Source organism: Microbacterium sp. UMB0228 (assembly GCF_002871415.1).
Classification (GTDB): Bacteria; Actinomycetota; Actinomycetes; order Actinomycetales; family Microbacteriaceae; genus Microbacterium.
Genome location: NZ_PNFU01000009.1, coordinates 57,805 through 77,703, shown reverse-complemented (window position 1 = coordinate 77,703; position 19,899 = coordinate 57,805). Strand labels below are relative to the sequence as shown.

General features: G+C 69.4%; 31 protein-coding genes, 1 tRNA gene and 1 other RNA gene. 13 read left to right on the top strand and 20 right to left on the bottom strand.

What is annotated here, in order from left to right:
• Nucleotides 1–29 precede the first annotated feature (29 nt).
• On the top strand, nucleotides 30–578 hold the full coding sequence (locus CJ226_RS16620; protein WP_102209866.1) for a dihydrofolate reductase family protein: 549 nt from the start codon (nucleotides 30–32) through the stop codon (nucleotides 576–578).
• Between the two features lie 9 nt (nucleotides 579–587).
• Entirely contained in the window at nucleotides 588–1,460 is an 873-nt protein-coding gene (gene dapF / locus CJ226_RS16615; protein WP_102209865.1) for a diaminopimelate epimerase, read from the top strand.
• A gap of 18 nt (nucleotides 1,461–1,478) precedes the next feature.
• Here dapF and CJ226_RS16610 read toward each other — a convergent pair whose 3' ends face one another.
• The gene (locus CJ226_RS16610) at nucleotides 1,479–2,120 is read right to left on the bottom strand and encodes a class I SAM-dependent methyltransferase (protein ID WP_102209864.1); all 642 of its coding nucleotides are present in this window, start codon (nucleotides 2,118–2,120) and stop codon (nucleotides 1,479–1,481) included.
• A 66-nt stretch (nucleotides 2,121–2,186) separates the two neighbouring features.
• Between CJ226_RS16610 and hflX the strand changes: the two genes are divergently transcribed.
• Complete coding sequence (hflX, locus tag CJ226_RS16605; RefSeq protein ID WP_102209863.1) at nucleotides 2,187–3,698, top strand: GTPase HflX; 1,512 nt, start codon at nucleotides 2,187–2,189, stop codon at nucleotides 3,696–3,698.
• A 10-nt stretch (nucleotides 3,699–3,708) separates the two neighbouring features.
• Here hflX and CJ226_RS16600 read toward each other — a convergent pair whose 3' ends face one another.
• Nucleotides 3,709–4,371, bottom strand: coding sequence for an SIMPL domain-containing protein (locus CJ226_RS16600; RefSeq protein WP_062634884.1), 663 nt, complete (start codon nucleotides 4,369–4,371; stop codon nucleotides 3,709–3,711).
• 140 nt (nucleotides 4,372–4,511) lie between these two features.
• Here CJ226_RS16600 and ssrA point away from each other — a divergent pair.
• Nucleotides 4,512–4,881: a transfer-messenger RNA gene (ssrA, locus tag CJ226_RS16595) on the top strand.
• Between the two features lie 80 nt (nucleotides 4,882–4,961).
• Here the strand turns inward: ssrA and CJ226_RS18520 are convergent.
• Together CJ226_RS18520 and CJ226_RS16590 are read right to left on the bottom strand one after the other, a co-directional pair.
• A complete protein-coding gene (locus CJ226_RS18520; RefSeq protein ID WP_257996723.1) occupies nucleotides 4,962–5,192 on the bottom strand; it encodes a tyrosine-type recombinase/integrase in 231 nt (76 codons plus the stop codon).
• On the bottom strand, nucleotides 5,120–5,707 hold the full coding sequence (locus CJ226_RS16590) for a tyrosine-type recombinase/integrase (RefSeq protein ID WP_257996718.1): 588 nt from the start codon (nucleotides 5,705–5,707) through the stop codon (nucleotides 5,120–5,122). Before CJ226_RS16590 ends, CJ226_RS18520 begins: the two co-directional genes overlap by 73 nt.
• Here CJ226_RS16590 and CJ226_RS18210 point away from each other — a divergent pair.
• Nucleotides 5,676–5,990, top strand: coding sequence for a hypothetical protein (locus CJ226_RS18210; RefSeq protein WP_180964639.1), 315 nt, complete (start codon nucleotides 5,676–5,678; stop codon nucleotides 5,988–5,990). The genes CJ226_RS16590 and CJ226_RS18210 overlap by 32 nt on opposite strands.
• Nucleotides 5,987–6,331, top strand: a complete 345-nt coding sequence (locus tag CJ226_RS16585; RefSeq protein WP_062634878.1) for a hypothetical protein — start codon at nucleotides 5,987–5,989, stop codon at nucleotides 6,329–6,331. The genes CJ226_RS18210 and CJ226_RS16585 overlap by 4 nt, the downstream gene beginning before the upstream one ends.
• 172 nt (nucleotides 6,332–6,503) lie before the next feature.
• On the opposite strand, the gene CJ226_RS16580 is transcribed toward CJ226_RS16585, so the two are convergent.
• Both CJ226_RS16580 and CJ226_RS16575 read right to left on the bottom strand, forming a co-directional pair.
• Nucleotides 6,504–6,839 carry an ATP-dependent DNA ligase gene (locus tag CJ226_RS16580; RefSeq protein ID WP_102209862.1) on the bottom strand — a complete coding sequence of 112 codons (336 nt, stop codon included), beginning with the start codon at nucleotides 6,837–6,839 and terminating at the stop codon, nucleotides 6,504–6,506.
• Nucleotides 6,840–6,989: 150 nt separating this feature from the next.
• Nucleotides 6,990–7,265, bottom strand: coding sequence for a hypothetical protein (locus tag CJ226_RS16575; RefSeq protein WP_062634875.1), 276 nt, complete (start codon nucleotides 7,263–7,265; stop codon nucleotides 6,990–6,992).
• A 153-nt stretch (nucleotides 7,266–7,418) separates the two neighbouring features.
• Between CJ226_RS16575 and CJ226_RS16570 the strand changes: the two genes are divergently transcribed.
• Entirely contained in the window at nucleotides 7,419–7,766 is a 348-nt protein-coding gene (locus CJ226_RS16570; RefSeq protein ID WP_062634873.1) for a hypothetical protein, read from the top strand.
• A gap of 207 nt (nucleotides 7,767–7,973) precedes the next feature.
• Here CJ226_RS16570 and CJ226_RS18205 read toward each other — a convergent pair whose 3' ends face one another.
• Entirely contained in the window at nucleotides 7,974–8,138 is a 165-nt protein-coding gene (locus CJ226_RS18205) for a hypothetical protein (RefSeq protein ID WP_157523939.1), read from the bottom strand.
• A 331-nt stretch (nucleotides 8,139–8,469) separates the two neighbouring features.
• A complete protein-coding gene (locus tag CJ226_RS18200; RefSeq protein ID WP_062634872.1) occupies nucleotides 8,470–8,814 on the bottom strand; it encodes a hypothetical protein in 345 nt (114 codons plus the stop codon).
• A 211-nt stretch (nucleotides 8,815–9,025) separates the two neighbouring features.
• On the opposite strand from CJ226_RS18200, the gene CJ226_RS16560 reads away from it, so the two are divergent.
• Both CJ226_RS16560 and CJ226_RS16555 read left to right on the top strand, forming a co-directional pair.
• On the top strand, nucleotides 9,026–9,253 hold the full coding sequence (locus CJ226_RS16560) for a DUF2188 domain-containing protein (protein WP_062634870.1): 228 nt from the start codon (nucleotides 9,026–9,028) through the stop codon (nucleotides 9,251–9,253).
• Between the two features lie 69 nt (nucleotides 9,254–9,322).
• Nucleotides 9,323–9,637 carry a hypothetical protein gene (locus CJ226_RS16555; protein ID WP_062634868.1) on the top strand — a complete coding sequence of 105 codons (315 nt, stop codon included), beginning with the start codon at nucleotides 9,323–9,325 and terminating at the stop codon, nucleotides 9,635–9,637.
• A gap of 57 nt (nucleotides 9,638–9,694) precedes the next feature.
• Here CJ226_RS16555 and CJ226_RS18195 read toward each other — a convergent pair whose 3' ends face one another.
• The 3 genes from CJ226_RS18195 to CJ226_RS16545 form a co-directional block, all read right to left on the bottom strand.
• A complete protein-coding gene (locus CJ226_RS18195; RefSeq protein WP_180964637.1) occupies nucleotides 9,695–9,871 on the bottom strand; it encodes a hypothetical protein in 177 nt (58 codons plus the stop codon).
• A gap of 93 nt (nucleotides 9,872–9,964) precedes the next feature.
• Nucleotides 9,965–10,513 carry a hypothetical protein gene (locus CJ226_RS16550; RefSeq protein WP_102209860.1) on the bottom strand — a complete coding sequence of 183 codons (549 nt, stop codon included), beginning with the start codon at nucleotides 10,511–10,513 and terminating at the stop codon, nucleotides 9,965–9,967.
• A 16-nt stretch (nucleotides 10,514–10,529) separates the two neighbouring features.
• Nucleotides 10,530–11,327 (bottom strand): inositol monophosphatase family protein, encoded by a 798-nt coding sequence (locus CJ226_RS16545; RefSeq protein ID WP_102209886.1) that lies wholly within the window; start codon nucleotides 11,325–11,327, stop codon nucleotides 10,530–10,532.
• A 155-nt stretch (nucleotides 11,328–11,482) separates the two neighbouring features.
• On the opposite strand from CJ226_RS16545, the gene CJ226_RS16540 reads away from it, so the two are divergent.
• Nucleotides 11,483–11,555: transfer RNA gene (locus tag CJ226_RS16540), tRNA-Lys, on the top strand.
• Nucleotides 11,556–11,752: 197 nt separating this feature from the next.
• Here the strand turns inward: CJ226_RS16540 and CJ226_RS16535 are convergent.
• The 8 genes from CJ226_RS16535 to CJ226_RS16500 all read right to left on the bottom strand — a co-directional run bounded on the left by CJ226_RS16535 (nucleotide 11,753) and on the right by CJ226_RS16500 (nucleotide 16,650).
• Nucleotides 11,753–12,028 (bottom strand): hypothetical protein, encoded by a 276-nt coding sequence (locus CJ226_RS16535; protein WP_102209859.1) that lies wholly within the window; start codon nucleotides 12,026–12,028, stop codon nucleotides 11,753–11,755.
• A 29-nt stretch (nucleotides 12,029–12,057) separates the two neighbouring features.
• Nucleotides 12,058–12,327: a hypothetical protein gene (locus CJ226_RS16530; protein WP_126893022.1), complete on the bottom strand. Its 270-nt coding sequence runs from the start codon at nucleotides 12,325–12,327 to the stop codon at nucleotides 12,058–12,060.
• 64 nt (nucleotides 12,328–12,391) lie between these two features.
• Entirely contained in the window at nucleotides 12,392–12,733 is a 342-nt protein-coding gene (locus CJ226_RS16525) for a hypothetical protein (RefSeq protein ID WP_025103253.1), read from the bottom strand.
• A 144-nt stretch (nucleotides 12,734–12,877) separates the two neighbouring features.
• The gene (locus CJ226_RS16520; protein WP_082802883.1) at nucleotides 12,878–13,570 is read right to left on the bottom strand and encodes an SOS response-associated peptidase; all 693 of its coding nucleotides are present in this window, start codon (nucleotides 13,568–13,570) and stop codon (nucleotides 12,878–12,880) included.
• Between the two features lie 78 nt (nucleotides 13,571–13,648).
• A complete protein-coding gene (locus CJ226_RS16515; RefSeq protein ID WP_062635226.1) occupies nucleotides 13,649–14,131 on the bottom strand; it encodes a YbaK/EbsC family protein in 483 nt (160 codons plus the stop codon).
• A 22-nt stretch (nucleotides 14,132–14,153) separates the two neighbouring features.
• Nucleotides 14,154–15,392 carry an MFS transporter gene (locus CJ226_RS16510; RefSeq protein ID WP_102209858.1) on the bottom strand — a complete coding sequence of 413 codons (1,239 nt, stop codon included), beginning with the start codon at nucleotides 15,390–15,392 and terminating at the stop codon, nucleotides 14,154–14,156.
• Nucleotides 15,389–15,826, bottom strand: a complete 438-nt coding sequence (locus tag CJ226_RS16505) for a MarR family winged helix-turn-helix transcriptional regulator (protein ID WP_062634854.1) — start codon at nucleotides 15,824–15,826, stop codon at nucleotides 15,389–15,391. Before CJ226_RS16505 ends, CJ226_RS16510 begins: the two co-directional genes overlap by 4 nt.
• 35 nt (nucleotides 15,827–15,861) lie before the next feature.
• Nucleotides 15,862–16,650, bottom strand: coding sequence for an IclR family transcriptional regulator (locus CJ226_RS16500; protein WP_025103258.1), 789 nt, complete (start codon nucleotides 16,648–16,650; stop codon nucleotides 15,862–15,864).
• A 103-nt stretch (nucleotides 16,651–16,753) separates the two neighbouring features.
• Here CJ226_RS16500 and CJ226_RS16495 point away from each other — a divergent pair, with 103 nt between their 5' ends.
• Genes CJ226_RS16495 through CJ226_RS16485 form a run of 3 tightly spaced genes read left to right on the top strand, consistent with a single transcriptional unit; the run spans nucleotide 16,754 to nucleotide 19,374 of the window.
• Complete coding sequence (locus tag CJ226_RS16495) at nucleotides 16,754–17,527, top strand: CoA transferase subunit A (RefSeq protein ID WP_102209857.1); 774 nt, start codon at nucleotides 16,754–16,756, stop codon at nucleotides 17,525–17,527.
• Nucleotide 17,528: 1 nt separating this feature from the next.
• A complete protein-coding gene (locus tag CJ226_RS16490; RefSeq protein WP_180964636.1) occupies nucleotides 17,529–18,197 on the top strand; it encodes a CoA transferase subunit B in 669 nt (222 codons plus the stop codon).
• A complete protein-coding gene (locus tag CJ226_RS16485; protein ID WP_102209856.1) occupies nucleotides 18,190–19,374 on the top strand; it encodes an acetyl-CoA C-acetyltransferase in 1,185 nt (394 codons plus the stop codon). Before CJ226_RS16490 ends, CJ226_RS16485 begins: the two co-directional genes overlap by 8 nt.
• A 21-nt stretch (nucleotides 19,375–19,395) precedes the next feature.
• Here CJ226_RS16485 and CJ226_RS16480 read toward each other — a convergent pair whose 3' ends face one another.
• Nucleotides 19,396–19,695, bottom strand: a complete 300-nt coding sequence (locus CJ226_RS16480; RefSeq protein ID WP_025103262.1) for a hypothetical protein — start codon at nucleotides 19,693–19,695, stop codon at nucleotides 19,396–19,398.
• Nucleotides 19,696–19,899 lie beyond the last annotated feature (204 nt).

Genomic DNA, 19,899 nt, shown 5'->3' with positions numbered 1-19,899 from the left:
ATGTCGGTGGCCCGTGCGAGCATGCGCGTATGGCCACTCACTACTTCACCGCGTCGAGCCTGGACGGCTTCATCGCGACTGCCGAGCACTCCCTGGACTGGCTGCTGAGCCAGGACATCGACATGGAGGGTCCGATGGCGTACCCCGCCTTCGAGAAGAGCATCGGCGCGCTGGTGATGGGGGCATCCACGTTCGAGTGGGTCATGCGCCATGAGGAGGGCCGCTGGACGTACACGCAGCCCACGTGGGTGCTCTCGCATCGTGATCTCGCGGTGCCGGAGGGGGCCGATGTCCGCGTGACGAGTGCCGACATCCGCGACGTGCACAGCGCGATGCTCGACGCCGCGGGTGGCAAGGATCTCTGGGTGGTCGGCGGGGGAGACCTCGCCGGGCAGTTCGCCGACGCGGGGCTGCTGGACGAGGTCTGGGTGCAGTACGCACCCGTGACCCTCGGCAGCGGGGCCCCGCTGTTGCCGCGGCGGCTCGATCTGGAGCTGGTCGAGGTGGCCCGCAACCGCAGCTTCCTCTGCGGGCGCTATCGCGTCGCACGGCCGGGCGCAGGGTCGTCGGCTCCCTAGACTGGTCCCATGGTCGCATTCACCAAGGGGCACGGTACCGGCAACGACTTCATCATCATTGCCGACCCCGATGGGCAGCTGGAGTTGACAGCGGAGCAGGTGGCCGTGCTCTGTGATCGCCACTTCGGCATCGGCGCGGACGGCGTGCTGCGCGTCGTGCGCTCGTCCGCGATCCCGGAGGGCGCAGCCGCCCTGGCAGAAGAGCCGGATGCCGAATGGTTCATGGACTATCGCAACGCCGACGGCTCCGTCGCGGAGATGTGCGGGAACGGGATCCGGGTCTTCGCCCACTACCTCGTCCGCTCGGGTCTCGCGGCGATCGAGCCCGGCAGCACGCTCCCGATCGGCACCAGAGCCGGCGTCCGTGACGTCACCCGCAGCGTGAGCGGCTATCAGGTCGACCTCGGCGCGTGGAAGCTGTCGGGAGACGACCCGCTGGTGCGCGCGGACGGGCTGACCGTCACCCGTCCGGGACTGGGCATCGACGTCGGGAACCCGCACGTCGTGGTGGCACTGGCCTCGGACGCGGAGCTCGGACTGCTGGAACTCACCCGCACGCCCGAGCTGGAGCCGGCTCCGCCCGCGGGAGCCAACGTCGAGTTCGTGGTGCCCGGTGAGCCCCTCGTCCGCGACGGCATCGGGCACGTGCGGATGCGCGTCTTCGAGCGCGGCGTCGGCGAGACGCTGAGCTGCGGGACGGGTGTCGCCGCCACGGCTCTTGCTGTGCGCTACTGGGCCGGCACTCAGGCCCCTGACAACTGGCAGGTCGAGGTTCCCGGCGGCACGCTCGGCGTTCGCATGTTCCCCGCCGAAGACGGAGAGCACGTCGCGCTGTCCGGGCCCGCGCAGCTCGTCTATCAGGGTGAGGTCGACCTCGTCTGAGGCCGCGGGGCTGACCTCTCAGACGACGTCGATGGGCTCCGTCGGCGGTGTTCCGTGCTTGCGCACCTTGAGGATGCGATAGCCCTTGCCGGTCGCCGTCCGGAAGACGCTGTAGCCGGGCTGGAAGGTCGCCGCGATCCAGCGCTGCAGGGAGTCGGCGCCGAGGTTTCGCTGGACGACGAGCCACGCATCGCTCCGCTCGTCGAGCCTCGGGATCCACTTCTCGAGCAGACCGTGCAGCTCGTTCTTGCCCACCCGGATCGGGGGATTGGATCGGATCGTGCGGAAGGTCACGTCTGCGGGAACATCTTCGGGCAGTGCGGCGTTGACATTGGAGAGGCCGAGGGCTGCGGCGTTGCGACGCACGAGGTCCAGAGCCCGCTCGTTCACATCGACCGCCCAGACGGTCGCGTGCGGCGAGGCCAGCGCCATCGACAGGGAGATCGGCCCCCACCCGCTGCCGAGGTCGAGAAGATGACCTCCCGGTGGAACCGGAGGCATGTTGGCGAGAAGCACTGCGGTGCCGGCATCGAGTCGATCCGGGCTGAAGACGCCACCCGCGGTGGTCACTTCGAGCTCTCGTCCTGCCAGGGATACGCGGATCTTGCGCAGGTTCTCGGGGCTAGCCGGGGCCGCAGTGAAGTAGTGGTCGGACCCCATACGGTGAGCGTACCGGACGGCGCGGGCTAAGGTTAAGGCTCGCGAGGAAACCAGAGACAGGAACGGATGACGGAGACGAAGACACCCTCCACCGACGACCAGACGGTCGACCGCGTGCTGGCGAACGCAGAGAAGCGATCGGAGGTGCGGATGTTCGGCGCCGCGCAGGCGCTCCAGGACGAAGCGACGGCCGCGCACTCGACCGCAGACGGCGACCAGTGGGACCTCGAGGACCGGCATGCGCTGCGGCGCGTGGGCGGTCTGTCGACCGAGCTCGAAGACGTCACCGAGGTCGAGTATCGCCAGCTGCGGCTCGAGAACGTCGTGCTCGTCGGCGTGTATCCGCAGGGGGCCCAGGAGGACGCGGAGAACTCGTTGCGCGAGCTCGCGGCGCTCGCGGAGACGGCAGGCGCCGTCGTGCTCGACGGCGTGCTGCAGCGCCGTCCGCACCCGGACGCCGCCACCTACCTGGGACGCGGCAAAGCGCAGGAGTTGAAGGAGATCGTCGCCGCCGTCGGCGCCGACACGGTCATCGCTGACGCCGAGCTGGCCCCCAGCCAGCGACGTGCGCTCGAAGACGTCGTGAAGGTCAAGGTGATCGACCGGACCACCGTGATCCTCGACATCTTCAGCCAGCATGCCAAGAGCCGAGAGGGCAAGGCCCAGGTCGAGCTCGCGCAGCTCGAATACCTGCTGCCCCGCCTGCGCGGCTGGGGTGAGTCGATGAGCCGCCAAGCCGGTGGACAGGTCGGCGCCGGAGGCGCGGGCATGGGCTCGCGCGGACCCGGTGAGACGAAGATCGAGCTCGACCGCCGACGCATCCGGACGAAGATGGCGCTCCTGCGCAAGCAGATCCGCGACTTCGCTCCCGCGCGCGAGGCGAAGCGGGCTGAACGCAAGCGCAACACCATCCCCTCCGTCGCCATCGCCGGGTACACGAACGCCGGGAAGTCGAGTCTGCTCAACGCTCTGACGAGCGCGGGCGTGCTCGTGGAGAACGCGCTGTTCGCGACCCTCGATGCGACCGTCCGTCGGTCCGAGACCGAAGACGGCCGCGTGTACACCCTCACCGACACGGTGGGATTCGTGCGCAACCTGCCGCACCAGCTCGTCGAAGCCTTCCGCTCCACGCTGGAGGAGGTCGGTGACGCGGACGTCGTGCTGCATGTGGTCGACGGCTCGCACCCCGACCCGGCCGGCCAGCTGCAGACTGTGCGCGACGTGATGGGCGATGTCGGCGTGCGCGACATGCCCGAGATCGTCGTCTTCAACAAGGCCGACCTCATCCCCGAGGACGAGCGGCTCGTGCTGCGCGGTCTGGAGCCGCGGGCGCACTTCGTCTCGTCACGGTCCGGCGAGGGCATCGTCGAGCTCCGCGCGGCGATCGAGGAGGCGCTGCCGAAGCCGGCCGTCGAGCTCCACGCCGTGATCCCGTACGACCGCGGTGACCTCGTCGCGGCGATCCACGAGACCGGGATGCTGCTGTCCGTCGAGCACCAGGAGGCAGGGACAGCCGTGCACGCGCACGTGTCCGAGCGTCTCGCCGCCGACCTCGCGGCCTACGTCGTCAGCGACTGACGGCGGAGGCTCAGCGAGCGAGGAAGCGCGCCTCGACGGTCGCCGTGAGGACGATGTCCTGCGGCTCGTACTCCATGGCCGGCGCGGTGTCGGCCGCGAAAGCGACGGCACCGCGTGCCTTCCCCAGCGGAGCTCCGGGCGATGGCGCCGCGGAGAGCAGGCCCATGTCGGCGATCTCCAGGGGCGTCACCTCGGCGAGGCCGAGCGCGGTGGCGTACGCCTCCGCTCTCGTCACCGCGACGCCGACGGCCTGCGCGGCGACCTCGCGCTCCACGCGGACGCGGGTCTCGAGGGTGAGGTGCCAATCGACCCCGCCGATCTCGACACCGTCCCACGCGGAGATGTCGGAGATCCAGAGGGAGAGTTCGGAGGCCTCCGCGAAGGTCGCGGTCACGTCGATGCTCGCGTAGTACACCGGGGCGAGCCGCTTGCCATCGGCGTTCCAGGGGCGCTCGGCGCGCACGGAGAGCCGCGTGCTGCTCCAGTCGAGGGCGGAGCCGGCGTCCACGCGTCCCACGATGCTGCTGCGGACCGGCTCGGCCAGGCGCATGACGTGATCGACGACGGTCGCGCGCTCCGGACCCTCGGCGCGGACCGAGACGCGGATGGTCGCCCGTTCCGGCGCCAGGCGGGCTTCGTGTTCGCCGCGGACGGTGACGGTCACATCGCTCATGGGGCGACTCTACGCGACGGGCACGGCGGCGGGGAATGGCGGCGGCGGCGCAGACGTTGTAGTCTGTGATGCTCGGGTGCTCGTCGCCCGAGGCTGACAATTCCACAGTGTGACAGCGGCTCCTTCGAGAGAAGGACCACGGGGCTGATCGGTTTCGACAGCGCCTGTGAATCCACGAGAAGCGGGCCGAGGATGCAGAGTTATCTCGTAAACGCTCTCTGCAAAACAATAGTTGCCGAATCCAAGCGCAACGACTTCGCCCTCGCTGCCTAAGCGAGCCCGATAGTCCGTCAGACCGTATGTGATTCCGATACGGATCCTGGCGTCATCTAGGAATCTTGCTGCGTGACGGCGTCTGGACGTCACGTGGGACTCTTCCCAGGCTGGGCTCGTCGACTTAGGTGTCTGTGACAAAGGTCGGAGCCGAGCAGAACGCTTCCACAGACTGCGCCCGGAGAAGGCGTGGAGACTCAGCGTTGGACGGGGGTTCGATTCCCCCCAGCTCCACCAGGTCGCTGTCACACAGAACGAGGCCCGCCTCCCTAGTAGTCACTAGAGAGACGGGCCTTTTCTGCGTTGTGGATAACTCGTCAGGCGCCGAGCCCTGCCCAGACTTTGCCCACATCTGCCGCCGTCGCGCGCTCGTCGAGCCGGTTCGCGACGTCGTCGAGGTCGGCGTCGAACAGGTCGACGTACGTGTCGAGGGTCATCGCCGCGGACTTGTGTCCGAGCATCCGCTGCACGGCCTTCACCAGCGCGCCCGAGCTGATGGCGAGCGACGCCGCCGTGTGCCTGAGGTCTTGCGGCGTGAGCCGCTGCAGGCGGGCTTCCTCAGTCGCGCGTGCAAACAGGGCCCGGCGCCCTCGCTCGTCTTGGCGCGCCGCAGGAAGTTGCCGCTCGCATCACCGAACACGAGATCGCCCTTCGACTTGCCGCCGCACTGCCCCTCGAGTGCGTCGACAACGAATCCGGGGAACGGGACTGTCCGCTTCTCCCACGACTTCGGCGCGCCGATCTCGATCACTCCGTGTGCCTCGACCGCGGCCCGGTTCACGTGCACGCGACGGCCGAGGATGTTGATGTCGGAGACGCGGCGCCCGATCGCCTCGCTCCATCGAAGCCCGCAGTAAGCGAGGACGAGGGTGAGCGTGGCGAAGGTGTGGTCGTGCGTCGCAGCCGCGAGGCGCACGACCTCCGCCTCGGAGAGGTATCGGCGCTCCTTGGCCGAGACCTTCTTCGGCAGGTTCCTCGCGCCGCGGGTCGGGTTCTTCGAGATCCGACGATCGCGCACCGCGACGTCGAGGATGCCGGCGAGCACGCCGAGCGCGCGCAGCACCACGGGCGCGGATCGCGGGCCGGGTGGTGTTCCGTCGGACCCGCTGCCGGTCGGTGACTGCCGTGCCGGCATCCTGCGCGACGACATCGACGAGATCAGGCGGATCGTCAAGGGCACCGACTCACGGCTCTACGGCGTCGAGCAAACCCAGAACTTCCAGGCACGCGACATCCTCGGCATCCGCGAGGAGATCGGTCAGATCCGCAAGTCCGAACGTTGCCAGTGGGACGCGATCGAAACGACGGCGGACAAGCGCCGGCAGAACCCAGGAGGCACTCCATGAGCAAGATATGGTTCCCGCTGCAGCGAGCGATCCGCACCGCGGTGCAGGTCTTCATCGCTGCGGCGGCCGTCCTCGCGACGACCGTCGTCGTCGCCCCGCAGATCATCGACGCCGTCGCCGACCTCGTGCCCGGGCCGGTGATCGCCTGGGCGACGGCCGCGGTCGCGACGCTCGCCGCGATCAGCGCCGCCATCGCCCGCGTGATGGCAATTCCTGCCGTCGACGAATGGCTCCGCCACATCGGCGCAGGATCGGCACCGGCCGGAGCCGTCGTCGCTCAGATCGACGGCAACGCGACCGGACTGACCCGCCGCCAATGGCGCCATGCAGGACGGCGCTGACACCGGCACCGACGACGTGGCCGAACTCTCCCGCGAGTGACGCCGACAGACGAGACCCCCACCTAGCCTCCTGGCTGGGCGGGGGCCTTTTCGCGTTCACGGGGCACCGAGGATCGCCGGGTCGGTGGTGACGTAGAGCGGCAGTCCGGCCGCGCTCATCGCGCGCACGGGCTTAGCTGATCGCGTCCATCTGTCCGGTGACCGGGCTGGTGTTCGCGGGCTCCGGGACGAGGTACAGGCCGGTTGGGGCGCTGGCTGTGTAGGCGAGCGCATCCACCCATGCGCGGTTGATCGCGGGTTGCCGGCTGCCGGCGTACTTGAAGACGATGGACGAGCCGGCGTGCACCCATACGGTCGTGCGTCCTCCGCCAACGCTGCTGTCGTCTTTCCAGGTGAAGGGAAAGGGCTCGCCGCGGCGGAGCTTTGCGGTGATGACGAGCTGAATGTGCGTGAGTGCGCGATCCTCGACCTCGACCTTGGGTCCACCGTCGTAGATGAACTTGCCCATAGTGGGCTCCTCTGTTCTGCCACAGGAACCTGTGTCAAGAGGCGCAACCGAGCTGATCGCTTTGTGGTGTAACTTCACGGTCCCACGTCACTGGAGGAATAGCCACCCTCTACGTTTGTCCGCCCGTGGAGACAAAAGTCGGGGTGAAGCTCAGCTCAAGCCTTCACCCCAGAAGTCGTCATTCCAGTCCCTGAAGGAGTTGCCCTGCGCACTCGGCGCGGCTCCAGCGGGGTGGTCGACGCTGACAACCGCTCTCGTGTACTGGGTGACGAGGACGCTGAGCGTTTCGAACCGAGAAGCGAAAGTCACAAAGCCCGATTCGCCCTGGGACGCGGATTCGATCCGCTCCATCAGATCGCCGACGTCGCAGTCTGCGGCCAAAATGAAACTGTCTCCGTCGATGCTGATTCGTGTGGTGGGATTCATGGGCAATCTGTGCATCGTTCGCGGAAAATGGTTCATGCGATGTTCTGTTCACGCAACACTACGCCCCTTACTGACCCTGCACTTCCGGGGCTTGCGTAACCGTCGAACCTGTGCAGGCCAACGCGCGTAGACCGTCACCCCTAGAGTGAACCCATGGGAACCATCCAGTACGGCGACAGCAGCGAGATCCACATCGAAGACCGAGCTCTCGCGCACCTCAAGGTTGCGATCGCGACCAAGCTGCGCCGCAACGAGAGCTTCACCCTCTCTTGGAAGCACCCAGAAGGCGACGCCCCCGGTCGCTCCACAATCTGGCTTCACCCGTCCATCCCCCTGCGTTTCACGTTCGAGACACCGGAGAACCCGCAACTCAACGCCAAGTGGGTTCAGACGCTCATGATGGAAGCCAGCTCCTCCGGCGGTATCACCCTCGTCGACGAGGTCGTTGACACCCCAGTGGAAATCGATGCTTCCACCCTCGCCGGCCTAGGGGCAGAATAGGCGGCACCGGGGAGGGGAGCGCGCGCCCATCTTGCGGCGCAGCTTGCTCGGCTGATCCCCTTCCCGCCGACCGCGGGGAGGGGATCATCTCTTCTCACTCGACGCTGATGGAGAGCGGTAGCGCGGCGGCCTGACCGTGGCCGAGAACTGCCGGTGTCGACGGAGCTGGGAGTGACCGGCGGTGCTGACCCAACGCGATGCACGGCTCTAGCGCGGCCAGCGTCCTTCGGCGAGCACGTCGGCGGGGTCACCGGCGGTCGAGCGGAGCTCGGCGATCACGGGTGCCGGGTCGGTGGTGTACCTGTTGCGGGAGCAGAGCGGGTCGAGGGCGATGCTGGGCTTCACGGTGGGGGAGAGGGCCCGAGTGGGCATGGCCGGGTGTCCTTCCTCCGGCCGAGACGAGATCTCAGTCTACGGTTGCCTCGTCGCCGCAGCGTGGGTGCTGGGGCGGAGGGGGGACCTCGTTACGAACGTGACCATCGCGCTGAGCTATGTCGGCGACGACGAGCTTCCTGCCGACGACCCCGGATCGACCAGAGCAGACAGCTCGTGGGCCCTCGCGCTCGAGCGCTTCATCACCTTCCCACCGTGGACGATCGAAACCCCGGAGGGACCCGAGTACGCGCTCTGGTGGGAAGCCCGCCAGGGAAGCGACTGCGAAGACGGTCTGCGACAGGCGCCGCGGCGCGGTGACCGCGATCGTCTATGCGGTCACCCAGCGGACGCCGTCGGCGTCGGGCGCGAAGCGGCGCCCGGCGTCCGTCTCCAGCTCCTCCATGAGCGGGATGATGACGCTCCACAGCGCCCAGTGCTCCGGCGTGCCTTCACCACCTTGTGCCCTCCCTTCCCACCGGGCGGCCGCCGGAAGTGGAACGCGGAAGCCGAACCGGGTCCCCGTCGAGTCGGTGACCTCTGCGCTCAGCGACCCCGCTCCGGCCGCCAACTGCGTCAGGGTGAAATCCCGGGGGACGATGAGTGTTCCCCGCGCACGGTCCCAGGCCTCGCGGACCGCCGTCAGGAACGGCCCCGCGATGATGTCGGTCGTCATCAGAAGTCTCCTTCCCCGATCGGCGGGACAGCGCCCGCCCGTTCGACTCCCTCATCGCGATGATCGCAGGCGGAGGGACCGGATGTCTGTCCCCTCTTCGGGGGACGCGACCGATGCGCGGTGCGCGTACGGCCGAACCGGCGCGCGCAAGGGGGTCGGAGGCGACTGCGCTCGCGAGGTACCAAGGGGGTCCACGACGAAGGGAGACGCCATGCCGAAGGGCGATGTCGACACGTTCCACCAGGAAGGCGGCTGGTTCAATCGCGTCCAGGGCGAGGTGAACACGTTCAGCGGGCCGCATGACACGAAGGACGAGGCGGTCGCCGTCGGGCGGGAGACGGCTCGGGCGCGCCAGGTCGAGCACCTCATCCGACGGGAGGACGGCACGATCGGGGAGCGGAACAGCTACGGCAACGACCCGCGCGACGTCCGCGGCTGAGAGGTGGGCGGGGATGCAGGCGGCATGACAGCCCTGGTGGCCGAGGCAGGCGAGGCCTAGCATTCGGTCATGGGGTTCATCATGTACGACAGCACGAGCCAGCTCCACATCGAGGACCGCGCGCTCGCGCACCTCAAGGTCGTGATCGCGACGAAGCTCCGACGCAACGAGAGCTTCACGGTGTCGTGGACCCACCCCGAGGGCGACGCATACGGACGCTCCACGATCTGGCTGCACCCGTCGATTCCGCTGCGCTTCACCTTCGAAGGGCGGGAACCGCCGAAGCTGAACCCACAGTGGATCGACGACCTCATGCAGTCGGCGAACTCGACCGGCGGCATCACCCTCGTCGACGAGATCGTCCAGAGCTCGTCGACGGAGTGACAGCGCAGGAGCCCCACCTCTTCGCGAGGCGGGGCTCCTGCGATCCGGACGAGCGGCTCAGTGTGAGCGGTCCGGATCCTCGGCGAGCACATCGTCGCCGTCGTCATCCGATCCGTCCGTGGGCGGAACGGTGCGCGGTTCGCCCTTGTTGTCCTCCGCGCCGAGGTTGTCGTTCTCCTCGGGGCCGGGGGAGGGCTCGGTGCTGATGTCGTTGCGGTCGCTGTCGGTACCCATGCGCGTTCCTTTCCTCGACGGATGTCACCAGCATCGTCCGTCTGCGGCCTCAGGCCCAGCGGCTTGACAACACCAGCCGAGTGGTGTGCGGCGTCAGCGCTGTCCCTCGATGAGGAGGAGCCCCTGCTTCGTGTCGGCGACCTTCACCCAGCCGTCGCCGAAGAGGTAGGTCATGCCGTACCCGTCCTCGTCCGTGCTCATGGCGAACTGCGGGTCCTCGGTGACGTACGTGCCCTGAGCGTCTTCCTCGCTCCGCCACCCCTCCTCCTCCAGGCCCGCCTGTGCGCGCTCCGCCTCCTCGGAGGACAAGGGAGACCAGCCGTACATCTGACCGTGGTCGGAGGGCACGCTGAAGTCCGCCCAGAAGCAGAGGAGTCCCTGCCTCAGCTCGATGCCCCCGACACGGAACTCGCGTGGCTCTGCCGTCCATCCGGCGTCGGTGAGGGCCGCGACGGTGCCTTCGGTGATCATCGACTCGCACGTGAGCTCGTCCCCGCTCGGTGTCGCGCTCGCGCCGCCGTCTCCCGTGGGAGTGGCGGAGGCCGGCGCCGACGGATCAGCGGTGTTTCCACCCGTGCACGCCGTGAGGGCGGCTCCCGCGAGCACGAGACCGGTCAGGATCGCGAGTCGTCGGGTGGTCATTGCGGCCTCGGGGTGGTCAGTCGTGCAGGAGACGGAGGAACTCGTCGTGAAGGGTGCCGTTGGTGGCGAGCGTCGAGCGGGCGGAGATCGTCTCGGAGCCGTCGAATGCCGTCATGCGCCCGCCGGCCTCATTCACGATCGCCACAGCCGCTGCGATGTCGTACTCCTTCACATCGAACTCCGCGACCGCCTCCAGTCGCCCTTCGGCGAGGAGCATGTAGGCGTAGACGTCCCCGTACGCCCGATCGCGCCAGACGTGCTCGCTCAGGCGCAGCAGGGCATCCAGCTGCCCGGCGTCACGCCACTGCGCGATGCTCTGGAAGCTCACGCTGGCCTCGTCCAGCGAGGAGACGGTCGAGGTGGCGAGACGGCGCTCGCTGCGGTCGCTGACGGTCCAGGCGCCATGTCCGGCCGCCGCCCACCAGCGTCGACCGAGGGCGGGCATGCTGACCACGCCGACGCGCGGCACGCCGTCGATCGCGAGGGCGATCATCGTGCCCCACAGCGGGACACCGCGGAGGAAGTTCGCGGTGCCGTCAATCGGGTCGATGATCCACTGCCGGGCGGTGCTGCCCTGAGCGCCGAACTCTTCGCCGAAGATGCCGTCGTCGGGACGATCCTCCTCGAGGATCCGGCGGATCGCCCGCTCTGTCGCCAGGTCGGCGTCCGTCACGTGCGAGTGGTCCGCCTTCGTGGAGATCTCCAGGTCGGCGGCGTCGAAACGGGGGAGCGACTGGGCATCCGCGGCGTCGGCGAGGCGAAGGGCGAGCTGGAGATCGGCGCGCAGGTCGGCGGCGTCGGGAGTGGCGGTCACGCTCTCAGGATAGTCGCCGCCCGGACCGCGCCCGCAGAGACCATCGGCCAGGATCAGGGGGCGAAACGCCCGAGCCACGCCCGGGCCGCGCTGGATTTCGTGTCGGCGCCATCCGCTGGTAATGTAATTCCTCGGTCGGGGTTATCCCGGGCCACGCACCTCTAGCTCAATCGGCAGAGCAACTGACTCTTAATCAGTGGGTTCAGGGTTCAAGTCCCTGGGGGTGCACGGAACAAGCCTCAGAGATCTCGCCATCTCCGGGGCTTTTTCTCTGCCTGTTTCGGGGCCGGATCGCTCAGGGCGGGATCGAAATCGTGCCTCTCGCGGCCGGGAGAGGCACCTTTTCGAACCCGCATGGGGCGGGAGGGACGACCTGCCGACGCGGGGATCGGAAACGCGCGTTGCGGCGGCGGGTGGCGCGCGCGTCAGGCGCGGCGGACGGAGAGCAGCTGCCAGCCCTCCGGGACCTTCGCCTCGATGCCCGTCATGTCCTCGGCCTCGATCTGCTCGACGCCGTCGACGCGCTGGAACGTCCCCGTGGCCTCCATCTTCGCCTCACCCTTGAGCATGCGCACCGGAGCGGAGGTGAGCGCGTAGCCCGGCTCACGATGAGCCTCGAGCTGTGTGTGGACGTCTTCGAGGGATGTCCCGGTGACGTCGACGGTCATGGATCCTCGGGGGCGGATGAGGGCGACGAGCATCCGTCCAGTCTACGAGCGGACCGTGCTGCTCACAGATCCCAGTCGAGCGTGGAGCGCACGTCGATGGGGGCGTCGTGGCCGGCGTCCTCGCGGATCAGGTAGACGACGACGCGCGACTGCGCGGTGATGAGCACGCTCGTCAGAGCGTCGCCGGTCGCCAAGTCGATGAACGTCGGTTGCGAGCGCGCCGCCGCCTCGATCCGAGACATGAGGTCCGCGACATCCGTGCTGCGAGGCAGGAGGAAGTCGTGCCCATCGATCTCGATGTGCGTCGTCGTCATTCCCGTCTGGTTCCCCATGGGCTCCACGGTACGAACCACCTCGATCCCCGACAAGAGGGGTTGAACCCTGTCGACCCTCGTGTTAGGAGCGGGTGAGAGCGCTCTCGCTGCCGTCCGGCTGCTGCTGGTCCGCGGGCTCGGGGACGAGGTACAGACCGCTCGGGGCGTTGGCGGTGAACGCGAGGGCCTCGATCCAGGCGCGGTTGACGCTGGGCTGGCGACTGCCGTGGTACTTGTACACCAGCGAGCTTCCGGCATGGATCCAGACCGTCGTGCGGCCGCCGCCCATGCTGACGTCGTCCTTCCAGGTGAAGCCGAAGGGCTCGCCACGGCGGAGCTTCGCGGTCATGACCAGCTGGATGTGAGTGAGAGCGCGGTCTTCGATGTCGACCTTGACGCTGTTCTCGTAGATGAACTTGCCCATCGCAAGATTCCCTTCTCTCCACGGGAACCTGTGCAAGAGGCGCGGCCGAGATGACCGCTGGTGTGGGGTGTGCTCAGCGTGTCACACATTCGCCCGATCTCCTATCCCACCGGGGTGTCGCGAGTCCTGGCGTGTCTCTCCGTTTCACGCCACCGGCTCGAGGAGGGTCGGGTCGGAGGGGTCGACGGTGCGGGTGTTGCTCACCTTGCGGTCGACGACGTGTCCGCGGAGCGTCGCCGCGACATCGGCGGAAGTGTGATCGAGCATCGCCAGCGTGTCGAGCTTGGTCTGCCCGGTGAGCTTCTCCGGTGTGAGCCACGCGTCCCAGGTGTCCGGAGTCAGGAAGGCGGGCATCCGGTCGTGCACCTCCCCACCGGCGTCTCGCGCTTCCCGGGTGACGACGACGAAGCAGCGCACCTTCTCTCCCTCATGCTCCATCGACCAGGTGAGGCCGGCGGCGGCGAGCAGGCCGTCGCCGTGGAGGAAGTGCGGGGTCTTGTGGCCCTTCTCGCCCGTCCATTCGAAGTACCCGCGCATCGGCACGAGGCACCGCGCGGCGGAGAACGCCGGCGCCCAGAACCCGGCGGCGAGCTTCTCCATCCGCGCGTTGATCAGCGGGGCGCGCTGCGGACGGTTGGGGGGACTCTGCCAGTCCCACCGCACGAGTTCGAGGATGCGGCCCTCGCCGCGGTCCCGCACGATCGGGGCGCTCTCGGTCGGCGCGATCGAGTACGCGCCGTGCCAGGACTTCCACCAGTCCTCCGGTCGCCCACCCTCGGCGACGAATTCCCGGATCAGCTCGTCCGTCGTCGCGTCGTTCGCGAATCGTCCGCACATGTCGTCGCCTCCGTCTCGCCGGTCGCTCGCGCCGCGGTCGGCATCGCCTCCATCATGGGGCATGGCGCGGACATCCGGTCAGACGACCTCGATCACCGTGCCTGCGGTGAGGCTCGAGAGCTGGGCGAAGGTCAGCGGCATGACGGTGTGCGGATGGCCGGCCGCAGCCCAGATCACGTCGTGCGCCTGCAGGGTGCTGTCGATGAAGGTGGGGAGGGACGTGGGATGGCCGACGGGCGCCACTCCGCCGATCGCCTGTCCGGTGGCGTCGCGCACGGTGGCGGGCGGTGCCATGACGACCTCGCTCGCCCCCACGCTTCGCGCCAGGACGGCGAGGTCCGCCCGATGCCCGCCGCTGGTCATGACGAGGACGGGCCGACCGTCGGCGAGGAAGACGAGACTGTTGGCGATCGCGGCGACGTCGCAGCCGATGGCGGCGGCCGCCTCGGCGGCGGTGCGCGCCGAGTCCGGAAGGACCCGGATCTCGGTCTCGACACCGGCCGCGAGGAGGTGTTCCTGCACGCGTCGGCTGCGCTCGGGGAGGGGAGGAGCGTCGGTCATGTCCTCACGGTAGCCGAGCGGGTCAGCCGGCGTCACCGACGAGGATCGCCGCCGCGTCCTCGGTGGCCACGTCGCCGGGCTCGTCGTCGATGTGCGCGAGGACCTTCCGGCCGAGGAGGATCGTCAGCGCGGCCAGCAGGACGGCGGCGGCGGCGAAGAGGTACGGCACGGTGGCGGTGAACAGGTGCCACAGCAGGGCCGCGATCGGCGGGGCCATCGCGCCGCCGAGGAAGCGGACCGCGGAGTAGGCCGAAGAGGCGACGGAGCGGGGGAGGTCGGTCGCCTCCATGACGGCCTCGGTCAGCACGGTGTTCATGATGCCGAGGAGCAGACCGCCCACGATGATGCACACGACGAGAGCGGCCGGTTCGGCGACGACGAGTCCCGCGACCACGAGGTCGACGGCGAGCAGGGGCAGCACGGTGAGGATCACGTGCGTCCTCGGCATCCGGCGCATCAGCACCGGCGCGACCCACACGCTGGTGATCGCGAGGGCGACACCCCAGCCGAAGAACGTCAGGCCGATGCCCATCGCGCCGAAGCCCAGGGGGAAGGGCGAGAACGCCAGCAGCACGAAGAACCCGATGTTGTAGAACAGGGCGGCCACGGCGAGGATCGCGAGCGCGGGACGGCGCAGAGCCGTGAAGGGTGCGGAGAACTTCACCGGGGTGCGCTTCTCGCCCGGACCCCGCAGCAGCACGAGCACGGCGATGAAGGCGATGGCCATCAGGGCCACGACGCCGAAGAACGGGCCGCGCCAGCTCTGCTCGCCGAGGATGCCGCCGAGCAGGGGACCCACGGCGATACCGAGGCCGAGCGCCGCCTCGTACAGCACGATGGCCGCGCTGCTGCCGCCGGATGCGGCGCCGACGATCGTGGCCAGCGCCGTCGAGATGAACAGCGCGTTGCCCAGCCCCCAGCCGGCACGGAAGCCGATGACCGCGTCGACGCTGCCGCTGATCGCGCAGAGGAGGGCGAACACGACGATCAGGCCGAGACCGACGAGGAGGGTCGCCTTGGCGCCGATCCGGCTGGAGATCCAGCTGGTGACGAGCATCGCGAGGCCGGTGACGAGGAGGTAACTGGTGAACAGCAGTTCCGTCTCGACCGGCGTGGCCTCGAGGGACTCCGCGATGGCCGGGAGGATCGGATCGACGAGGCCGATGCCCATGAAGGCGACGACGCACGCGAAGGCGACGGCCCACACCTGGGCCGGCTGCCGCCAGACCGAGGGGGCGGGGGTTGCGGGGGCGGTGTTCAACGGATGTCTCCTGTCCGGTCGGCTGAGGTGTGGGCGGCGAGGATCTCGGCCGCACGGGTGAGGGCATGCCAGTCGTCGTCGTCGAGGTCGGCGAACCGCGGTGCGATCGTCGCCCGGAACTCGGAACGCCAGGCGGCCAGGGCCGCCGTGCCGTCGGGGGTCGCGGCGACGACGGTGGCACGGGAATCGTCGGGGTCGGGGGAGCGGCGGACGAGGCCCTCGCGTTCGAGGGTGCCGAGCAACCGGGTCATCCCGGGCTGTGTCGTGCGGGCCGCCGCGGCGAGCTCGCCGACGCGACGGGGACCCGACTGGTCGAGCAGGCTGAGCACCCGCCATTGCGCGGCGGGCGCCTCGTTCCCCGCGTCCTGGGCGGCGATGCGACCCAGCGCGTAGCCCGAGAGCACGAGCGACGGGATGACCTCAGAGCGATTCATACCAGAAAGTATATACCGGCTGGTATGTATCAAGGTCACCGTCGGGCGTGCGCGATCCTCGCCGAGAGCTGATGCGCGTGAGCGAGGAGGATCCGGCCCAGCTCGGCCTGACGCTCCGGGCCGAAGCGGAAGGCGACACCGGTGAGGCTGAGCGCCCACTCCGGGCGTCCGGCGCGGTCGAACACCGCCGCGCCGAGGCCCCAGCTCCCCTCGACGATCAGGCCGGGGTTGACGGCGAACCCGCGTTCCTTCGTCTCGGCGAGGCGCTTCCGCAGCGGGCGCTCGCCGTGGGCACGCCCCCAGTTCTCGACGAGCTCCGGATGGCGCTCCAGGTAGGCATCCACATCGTGGTCGGGGAGGAAGGCGAGGATCGCGAGGCCGGCGCTCGCCACGCCGAGCGGGAAGCGCACCCCCTCGCTCAGCACGAACGAGCGGATGGGGAACGACCCCTCCTCGCGCAGCAGGCAGACCGTCTCGTCCGCGCGGCGGACGGAGAAGAAGGCGCTCTCCTCGGTCTTCACGGCGAGCGACCGCACGATGTCCCGGGCCAGGGCCGTCACGTCGTATCGTGCGGCGGCCACGGATCCCATGAGGAAGAGCTCGGGTCCGGGCATCCAGCGCGTGCTGTCGGCGTCGCGGTCGACGAGGCCCTCCGCGCGGAGGGCGCTGAGCAGGCGATGCGCGGTGGGCCGGGAGAGGCCGGCGCTGCCGGCGAGTTCTTGCAGGGTGGCGCCGTCGGTGCCGGCGGCCGTTACCAGTCGCAGGAGCCGCGCCGCCCGCGCGACGGCCTGAGTACCGGGGACGGGATTCGTCGCAGTGTCCACATCGTGGACGCTAGTGGCGCGGGCGTCCACATCGCAAGAGGGCGCTGGCCGTGACTGCGCCGGGGCGGGAGGCTGGTGGGGACACGGAACCGAAGGAGCAGACGTGATCGACAAGCAATGGGAGTCCGCGGCCGCCGCGGTCGCCGACATCCCGGACGGCGCCTCGCTCGCGGTCGGAGGCTTCGGGCTCTCCGGGAACCCGATCGCCCTCATCGAGGCGCTCCTCGCCCAGGGCACGACCGACCTCAGCGTCGTCAGCAACAACTGCGGGGTGGACGACTGGGGGCTCGGCATCCTGCTCGCCGCGCAGCGCATCCGCAAGATGACGTCGTCGTACGTGGGGGAGAACAAGGAGTTCGAGCGGCAGTTCCTGTCCGGGGAGCTCGAGCTGGAGCTGACCCCGCAGGGCACGCTCGCCGAGAAGCTGCGGGCGGGAGGATCCGGGATCGCGGCGTTCTTCACCCAGACGGGCGTCGGCACCCAGGTGGCCGAGGGCGGTCTGCCTCGCCGGTACCACGCCGATGGCTCGATCGCGGTGGCCTCGCCACCCAAGGACGTCCGCACGTTCACGGTGCACGGCGAACCGCGCGAGTTCGTGCTGGAGGAGGCGATCACCACCGACTTCGCCCTGGTGCACGCGGCCCGCGGCGACCGGCACGGCAACCTGGTTTTCACGAAGGCCGCGCGGAACTTCAACCCGCTCGCCGCGATGGCCGGGCGCGTGTGCATCGCGCAGGTGGAGCGGCTCGTCGAAGCGGGAGAGCTCGACCCGGACGCGATCCATCTGCCCGGCGTCTTCGTGCACCGCATCGTCGAGGTGGGCGAGGACATCCCGAAGCGCATCGAGCGACGGACCGTCGCCGCGGAAGGAGCCTGACATGGCGCTCACGAGAGACCAGATGGCCGCGCGTGCGGCGGCCGAGCTGCCGGACGGCGCGTATGTGAACCTCGGCATCGGCCTGCCCACGCTCGTGCCGAACCACGTCCCGTCCGACGTGACCGTGGTGCTGCAGTCGGAGAACGGCATCCTCGGGGTCGGGCCCTATCCGCGGGAGGACGAGGTCGACCCGGATCTCATCAACGCGGGGAAGGAGACGGTGACCACGCTGCCCGGGGCGGCGTTCTTCGACTCCGCCCTCAGCTTCGGCATGATCCGCGGCGGGAAGATCGATGCCGCGATCCTCGGGGCGATGCAGGTCTCCGCCACGGGCGATCTCGCGAACTGGATGATCCCCGGCAAGATGGTCAAGGGCCCCGGGGGCGCGATGGACCTCGTGCACGGCGCCGGACGGGTGATCGTGCTGATGGAGCACGTCGCCAAGGACGGCTCGGCGAAGATCGTCGACGTCTGCACGCTGCCGTTGACCGGACGCGGCGTCGTGGACCGGATCATCACGGACCTCGCGGTGATCGACGTGACGCCGGACGGGCTCGTCCTGGTCGAGCTCGCGCCCGACGTCTCGGTGGAGCAGGTGCGGCAGGCCACGGAGCCCCCTCTCCGCCTCGCCCCGGAACTGGACAACGGAAGGACCGAGATCAATGAGTGAGAACGACGTCGTCATCGTCGCCGCGGCGCGCACCCCGCAGGGGCGGCTGAAAGGACAGCTCGCCGCGTTCACGGCGCCGCAGCTCGGATCGTTCGCGATCCGAGGTGCGCTGGAGCAGGGCGGGGTGGACCCCGCAGACGTCGATGCGGTCATCGTGGGGCAGGTGCTCGCCGCGGGGTCGGGACAGAACGCCGCCCGTCAGGCCAGCATCGGCGCCGGGATCGGCTGGGACGTCCCCGCCCACTCCGTGAACAAGGTGTGCCTGTCCGGGCTCACGGCCGTGATCGACGCGGCGCGCATGATCCGGACCGGGGACGCCGCGGTCGTCGTCGCCGCCGGCATGGAGTCCATGACCCGCGCACCGCACCTGCTCATGGGATCGCGCGATGGCTGGACCTACGGCACCGTCGAGGTCCTCGACCACATGGCCTACGACGGGCTGACGGACGCCTACGACCGGGAGAGCATGGGTGCGTCCACGGAACGGCACAACGCGCGCTACGAACTCACCCGGGAGGCCCAGGACCAGGTCGCCGCGCTCTCGCATCAGCGGGCCGCCGCCGCGCAGGAGAGCGGTGTGCTCGACGCGGAGATCGTCGCCGTCGAGGTGCCGCAGCGCCGGGGCGAACCCGTGCGGGTGACCCGAGACGAGGGGGTGCGCCCCGAGACCACGGTGGAGACCCTCGCGGGACTGCGAGCTGCCTTCGCCGAGGGCGGCTCGATCACGGCGGGCAACTCGTCCCAGATCTCGGACGGCGCCTCCGCCGTCGTCGTCACGACGCGCGGGACGGCCGAGGCCAAGGGCTGGCCGGTGCTCGTGACCGTCGGGGCGAGCGGCCAGACCGCCGGCCCGGACAACTCGCTCCAGGCGCAGCCGGCGCGGGCGATCGAGCAGGCATGCCGGAAACAGGGCATCACGCCGCAGGACCTCGACCTCGTGGAGATCAACGAGGCGTTCGGGGCCGTCGTGGCCCGCTCGCAGACGGAGCTCGGGCTGGACGATGAGATCGTCAACGTGCACGGCGGCGGCATCGCGATCGGTCATCCGATCGGTGCCTCCGGCAACCGTCTCGTGGTGCACGTCGCGCACGAGCTGGCCCGCCGGGGAGGCGGAACCGCGGCGGTCGGCCTGTGCGGCGGCGGCGGTCAGGGCGAGGCGCTCATCCTCACCCGGTGACGCGGGAGGCGCGGGGGCGCGTCAGGACCGCTTGTCCTGGGCGTGCCCCTGCGCGTCGGCGAGGGCCTTCTGCGAACGGAACTGCAGACGCTGCGCCTTCTTGGACTTCTTCACCGACTGCGGGGAGTCCGCGTCCACCGGCACGCCGTGGCGTTCGCGGCGCATGTCGACAACCGCGCCGACCGCGAGCGCCATCGTGATGCCCCAGCTCACCCACGACAGGAGCGAGCGCCAGGTGATGGGTTCGTTGCGGGTGCCGCGCAGCAGCGAGATCCCAGCCGAGATCGCGGCGACGAGTCCGGTGCTGAAGAGGTAGCGCATGCCCCTACGGTACCCGCAGGGAGCGCACGCGGGCCGGTGGCTTGACAAGGCGGGGGAGCGACTGGCAGGGCGTGCGTCCCGAGGCACCGGATATCATGGGAGGGTCGCGGTTCGCCCGCGGCCGCAGAAACCGTGTATCTACCGGCCGTCGGCATCTCCGGCGGACAGCGGCGGCACCCGACATCGCGTCGTCGACGCGCGAGA

Excerpts from the sequence above, each read along its gene's own strand:
- CJ226_RS18210 (WP_180964639.1), top strand. The coding sequence starts at position 5,676 with ATGCCGGCGAGCACGCCGAGCGCGCGCAGCACCACGGGCGCGGATCGC.
- CJ226_RS16560 (WP_062634870.1), top strand. The coding sequence starts at position 9,026 with ATGCCGAAGGGCGATGTCGACACGTTCCACCAGGAAGGCGGCTGGTTC.
- CJ226_RS16550 (WP_102209860.1), bottom strand. The coding sequence starts at position 10,513 with ATGACCACCCGACGACTCGCGATCCTGACCGGTCTCGTGCTCGCGGGA.
- CJ226_RS16575 (WP_062634875.1), bottom strand. The coding sequence starts at position 7,265 with ATGAATCCCACCACACGAATCAGCATCGACGGAGACAGTTTCATTTTG.
- CJ226_RS18195 (WP_180964637.1), bottom strand. The coding sequence starts at position 9,871 with ATGGGTACCGACAGCGACCGCAACGACATCAGCACCGAGCCCTCCCCC.
- CJ226_RS16505 (WP_062634854.1), bottom strand. The coding sequence starts at position 15,826 with ATGAATCGCTCTGAGGTCATCCCGTCGCTCGTGCTCTCGGGCTACGCG.
- CJ226_RS16520 (WP_082802883.1), bottom strand. The coding sequence starts at position 13,570 with ATGTGCGGACGATTCGCGAACGACGCGACGACGGACGAGCTGATCCGG.
- CJ226_RS16570 (WP_062634873.1), top strand. The coding sequence starts at position 7,419 with ATGGGAACCATCCAGTACGGCGACAGCAGCGAGATCCACATCGAAGAC.
- CJ226_RS16610 (WP_102209864.1), bottom strand. The coding sequence starts at position 2,120 with ATGGGGTCCGACCACTACTTCACTGCGGCCCCGGCTAGCCCCGAGAAC.
- CJ226_RS16620 (WP_102209866.1), top strand. The coding sequence starts at position 30 with ATGGCCACTCACTACTTCACCGCGTCGAGCCTGGACGGCTTCATCGCG.
- CJ226_RS16555 (WP_062634868.1), top strand. The coding sequence starts at position 9,323 with ATGGGGTTCATCATGTACGACAGCACGAGCCAGCTCCACATCGAGGAC.
- CJ226_RS16535 (WP_102209859.1), bottom strand. The coding sequence starts at position 12,028 with ATGCTCGTCGCCCTCATCCGCCCCCGAGGATCCATGACCGTCGACGTC.
- hflX (WP_102209863.1), top strand. The coding sequence starts at position 2,187 with ATGACGGAGACGAAGACACCCTCCACCGACGACCAGACGGTCGACCGC.
- CJ226_RS18205 (WP_157523939.1), bottom strand. The coding sequence starts at position 8,138 with ATGCCCACTCGGGCCCTCTCCCCCACCGTGAAGCCCAGCATCGCCCTC.
- CJ226_RS16485 (WP_102209856.1), top strand. The coding sequence starts at position 18,190 with ATGAGTGAGAACGACGTCGTCATCGTCGCCGCGGCGCGCACCCCGCAG.
- CJ226_RS16490 (WP_180964636.1), top strand. The coding sequence starts at position 17,529 with ATGGCGCTCACGAGAGACCAGATGGCCGCGCGTGCGGCGGCCGAGCTG.
- CJ226_RS16580 (WP_102209862.1), bottom strand. The coding sequence starts at position 6,839 with ATGGGCAAGTTCATCTACGACGGTGGACCCAAGGTCGAGGTCGAGGAT.
- CJ226_RS16515 (WP_062635226.1), bottom strand. The coding sequence starts at position 14,131 with ATGACCGACGCTCCTCCCCTCCCCGAGCGCAGCCGACGCGTGCAGGAA.
- CJ226_RS16480 (WP_025103262.1), bottom strand. The coding sequence starts at position 19,695 with ATGCGCTACCTCTTCAGCACCGGACTCGTCGCCGCGATCTCGGCTGGG.
- dapF (WP_102209865.1), top strand. The coding sequence starts at position 588 with ATGGTCGCATTCACCAAGGGGCACGGTACCGGCAACGACTTCATCATC.
- CJ226_RS16525 (WP_025103253.1), bottom strand. The coding sequence starts at position 12,733 with ATGGGCAAGTTCATCTACGAGAACAGCGTCAAGGTCGACATCGAAGAC.
- CJ226_RS16585 (WP_062634878.1), top strand. The coding sequence starts at position 5,987 with ATGAGCAAGATATGGTTCCCGCTGCAGCGAGCGATCCGCACCGCGGTG.
- CJ226_RS16600 (WP_062634884.1), bottom strand. The coding sequence starts at position 4,371 with ATGAGCGATGTGACCGTCACCGTCCGCGGCGAACACGAAGCCCGCCTG.
- CJ226_RS16530 (WP_126893022.1), bottom strand. The coding sequence starts at position 12,327 with ATGGGGAACCAGACGGGAATGACGACGACGCACATCGAGATCGATGGG.
- CJ226_RS18200 (WP_062634872.1), bottom strand. The coding sequence starts at position 8,814 with ATGACGACCGACATCATCGCGGGGCCGTTCCTGACGGCGGTCCGCGAG.